A 3,554-nucleotide genomic window follows, 5' to 3' on the forward strand; every position below is an offset into this window, starting at 1 on the left:
CCTCCGGAGGCGCCGCCGCCGTACCACCACGGGCGGCGCCGCCGAGAGCTGACGGGCTGGCTAGCGGTCGAAGACGGGCTGGCCCGCACGGGTCAGCCGCCAGTCCACCGAGGCGAACCGGGCCGGATCGATCTCGCCGTTCTCCTGCACCCAGGAGATGATCGTGTTGCGGATCTCGTCCGAGTTCGCCCACACCTGCTCGGCCGTGGCGATGTGCGGAAAGTTCCCGCCGCCACTGGCCCGGTAGTTGTTGACGGCGAGCACGAACCGCGCGTCGTCCGCCACCGGCTCGCCCGCGAACCGCAGATCGGTGATCCGCGAGCCGGCCGGTTCGGCGATGTCGATGTCGTACGTCACGCCGCTGACCGCGTCGTAGTTGTAGTCGGGGATGCCCTCGGCGTTCGTCAGCCGCGCCGGGTCGATCTCCGCCCCGGCCGGCGTCCGTACGAAGTACCGCGCCGAGAACTCCAGATAGTCGCGCAGCTGCGCGCCGGTGATCAGCCGGGCCTCCAGGGTGTTCTCGAAGACGTACATCCCCGCCACGTCGCGGATCGTCACCTCGCCCGCCGGGATCGCCGCGCTGCGCGAGAAGCACGCCGCCTGCGACAGCACCGGCAGGTCCGCGTACGCGCCGCCGGCCAGCGCCGCCGTCACCGTCTCCGCCTGCACGAAGTTGATGAAGTCGATGATCGGCTCGTCCTTGTACGCCGCGTCGGTGGCCGTCATGGCCTCGCTCGCGGTCCCGATGACCTGGTTGACGTAGGCGATCACCCGCTCGTGCTCCTCGCGCAGCAGCCCGGTGATGCGCGGGTCCTCGGCGACCGTGTTGGTGTTGCGCACCTCGGCGGAGACTGACTCGACCACCCACCGGCCGCGTTCCCAGGCGACGGCTATGTCGAAGACGGTGAGCCGCTTGCCCCAGAACAGCGGCTCGGACAGCACCACGTCCTTGCCGGTCGCGAGGTTGGTCACCCGGCGTTCGGCGATCTCGGCGTGCGCGTGGCCGACCAGGATGGCGTCGATGCCGGGGACCTGCTCGGCGACCAGGGCGGCGGCGTTCTCGACGTGCGGCAGCGCGTCGCCGTAGGAGGAGGTGCCGCTGGTGCCGGAGTGGGCCGAGACGATCACCACGTCGGCGCCCATCGACCGCAGCCGGGGCACGTAGTGCGCGGCCTGCTGCTCCAGGCTCGGGAAGGTCATCCTCCCCTCGACGTGGGCGCGGTCCCAGATCGCGATGCCGGGGTTGGTGAGGCCCAGGATCGCCACCTTGACGGCCCGGCCGCGCGGGGTGGGGACGGTGGCCATGTGGTACGCCGGGAAGGCGGGCCGTTCGGTGCGGGCGTCCAGGGCGTTGGCGCCCAGCAGCGGGAAGTCGCACTGCTCCTCGAACTTCCGCAGCAGCGGGATGCCGTAGTTGAACTCGTGGTTGCCCAGCGCGGCGGCGTCGTAGCCGATGGCGTTCATGGCCCGGGCCATCGGGTGCACCGGGCCCCGGCGCGCGGTGATCGGGTCCACCTTGGCGTAGTAGTAGGCGAGCTGGGTGCCCTGGAGGGTGTCCCCGGCGTCGATGAGCAGGGTGTTGCGGCGCCCGCCCTTCTCGGCGCGCACCTCGTCGATGAGGGTGGAGAGCTTGGCCAGGCCCACGTCGTTGCCGTCCGCGTCCGCGAACTCGGCGTCGGTGAAGTAGTCCCAGTTGAAGACGTGGCCGTGCAGGTCGGTGGTGCCGAGCACGGAGAAGGTGTGCCGCTTGGTCTCGCGGCCGGGCGCCGCGGCGGCGGACGGCGCCACCGCGCCACCGGCGAGCACCACCCCGGCGGAGGTGACGGCGGTTCCGCCCAGGAACGTTCGGCGGTTCAGCGACATGGGTTTCGGCTCCTCGGTGGGGTGGTTCGGGCACAACGGGCGTAACGCGCGTAGATTCTGGCCCACTCGGCGCGCGAAGAACAGCCTCCGTCAGCCTCGGGGCGGCGGGTGCCACCGGTGTTGCGTCCGGGTGACCGCCGGATGTCACGTACGGAGGGCCCGGATAGGGTGACGGATGTGAGCAGGCCGCCTTTCACACAGATGCCGCCCGGCGTACGGGCCCACCGGCTGCGCACCCGGCGCGGCGCGTTCGCCGTGCTGGATGCCGCGCCCGCGGGGGAACCGGCCGGGACCGTGCTGCTGGTGCCCGGGTACACCGGCAGCAAGGAGGACTTCATCGCCCTGCTGGAGCCGCTGGCCGCGGCCGGCTACCGGGCGGTGGCGGTGGACGGGAGGGGCCAGTACGAGACACCCGGCGGGCACGGCTGGGACTCCTACCGGCTCGGCGCGCTCGCCGAGGACGTCCTCGCGCAGGCGGACGCGCTCGCCACCGGCCCCACCCCGCTGCATCTGGCGGGTCACTCGCTCGGCGGGCTGATCGCCCGGGGCGCGGTGCTGCGGGCCGCGGAGGGCGGCGCCACGCCGTTCGCCTCGCTGACGCTGATCGCCTCGGGCCCCGGCAAGGTCGTCTCCTGGCAGCGCTGGAAGACCCGGTTCCTGACCGCGGGGCTGCCCGTGCTGGGCACCACCGGCGTCTGGCGGGTCACCCACCGCGCCAAGGAGACGCTGCCGGACGCGGCCGTCCCCGACGCGTCCAGCGGCACCGAGGGCGTCGTCTCGCCGCTGGGCGTGGACGGCTTCCTGCGCCGCCGCTGGCTGGCCACCACCCCGGCCCAGCTGATCGCCACCGGCCGCACCCTGCGGCACGAGCCGGACCGGGTGGACCATCTGGCGGCCACCGGCGTGCCCGTGCACGTGGTGTCCGGCGTACGGGACGGGGTGTGGCCGATCGCCCAGCTGGACGCGATGGCGGCCCGGCTGCGGGCCCGACGCACCGTCATCAGCGGCTCGGAGCACTCCCCGAACACCGAGCGGCCCGCCGCCACGGCGGCCGAACTCCTGGACTTCTGGCGGGCGCTGGACCGCGGGGAACCGGTGGGTGGCGTCAGCCGGTGACCGGCGCGCCGCCCGAGGCGCGGCCGACCAGCTCCTCATAGACCTCCGGGGCGGTGGTGTGCTCGCCCAGCCGGATCGCCTTGCGCTCGCCGTGGTAGTCGCTGGAGCCGGTGGGCAGCAGCCGCAGATCGGCGGCCAGGGCGCGCAGCGCGGCGCGGGTGGCCGGGTCGTGGTCCATGTGATCGACCTCGATGCCGTCCAGACCGGCCGCCGCGAGTTCGGCGATCGCGGGCAGCGGCACCACCGCGCCGCGGTGCGCCGCCGCGGGGTGAGCGAACACCGAGACCCCGCCCGCCGCCTTGATCAGCCGGATCGCGGTGAACACGTCCAGTTCGTGCTTGCCGACGTGTGCGCGCCCGCCGTCCCCGATCCACTCCGGCGCGAAGGCGTCCGAGACGCTGCCGACCACCCCGGCCTCCACCATCGCCGCCGCGATGTGCGGCCGGCCCACCACGCCCTGCGCCAGCTCGCGCACCCGCTCCCAGGTGATGTCCACGCCCAGTTCGCGCAGCCGGGCCACCATCGCCTGGGCGCGCGGCACCCGGTCGTCCCGCACCAGCTGCCGCTCGCGGGCC

3 protein-coding genes are annotated in these 3,554 nt (G+C 73.6%); 1 reads left to right on the forward strand and 2 read right to left on the reverse strand.

Annotated elements, in window-relative coordinates; translation table 11 throughout:
• Positions 1-60: 60 nt before the first annotated feature.
• Positions 61-1,863, reverse strand: a complete 1,803-nt coding sequence (locus ACFV5N_RS19895; RefSeq protein ID WP_385601455.1) for a bifunctional metallophosphatase/5'-nucleotidase — start codon at positions 1,861-1,863, stop codon at positions 61-63.
• A 177-nt stretch (positions 1,864-2,040) separates the two neighbouring features.
• On the opposite strand from ACFV5N_RS19895, the gene ACFV5N_RS19900 reads away from it, so the two are divergent.
• Positions 2,041-2,979, forward strand: coding sequence for an alpha/beta fold hydrolase (locus tag ACFV5N_RS19900; RefSeq protein ID WP_385601458.1), 939 nt, complete (start codon positions 2,041-2,043; stop codon positions 2,977-2,979).
• Here the strand turns inward: ACFV5N_RS19900 and ACFV5N_RS19905 are convergent.
• Positions 2,969-3,554: phosphatase (locus ACFV5N_RS19905; RefSeq protein ID WP_385601461.1), on the reverse strand; the 586-nt coding region annotated here is incomplete at its 5' end. The genes ACFV5N_RS19900 and ACFV5N_RS19905 overlap by 11 nt on opposite strands.

Source organism: Streptomyces sp. NPDC059853, assembly GCF_042731495.1.
Lineage (GTDB): Bacteria > Actinomycetota > Actinomycetes > Streptomycetales > Streptomycetaceae > Streptomyces.

Excerpts from the sequence above, each read along its gene's own strand:
- ACFV5N_RS19895 (WP_385601455.1), bottom strand. The coding sequence starts at position 1,863 with ATGTCGCTGAACCGCCGAACGTTCCTGGGCGGAACCGCCGTCACCTCC.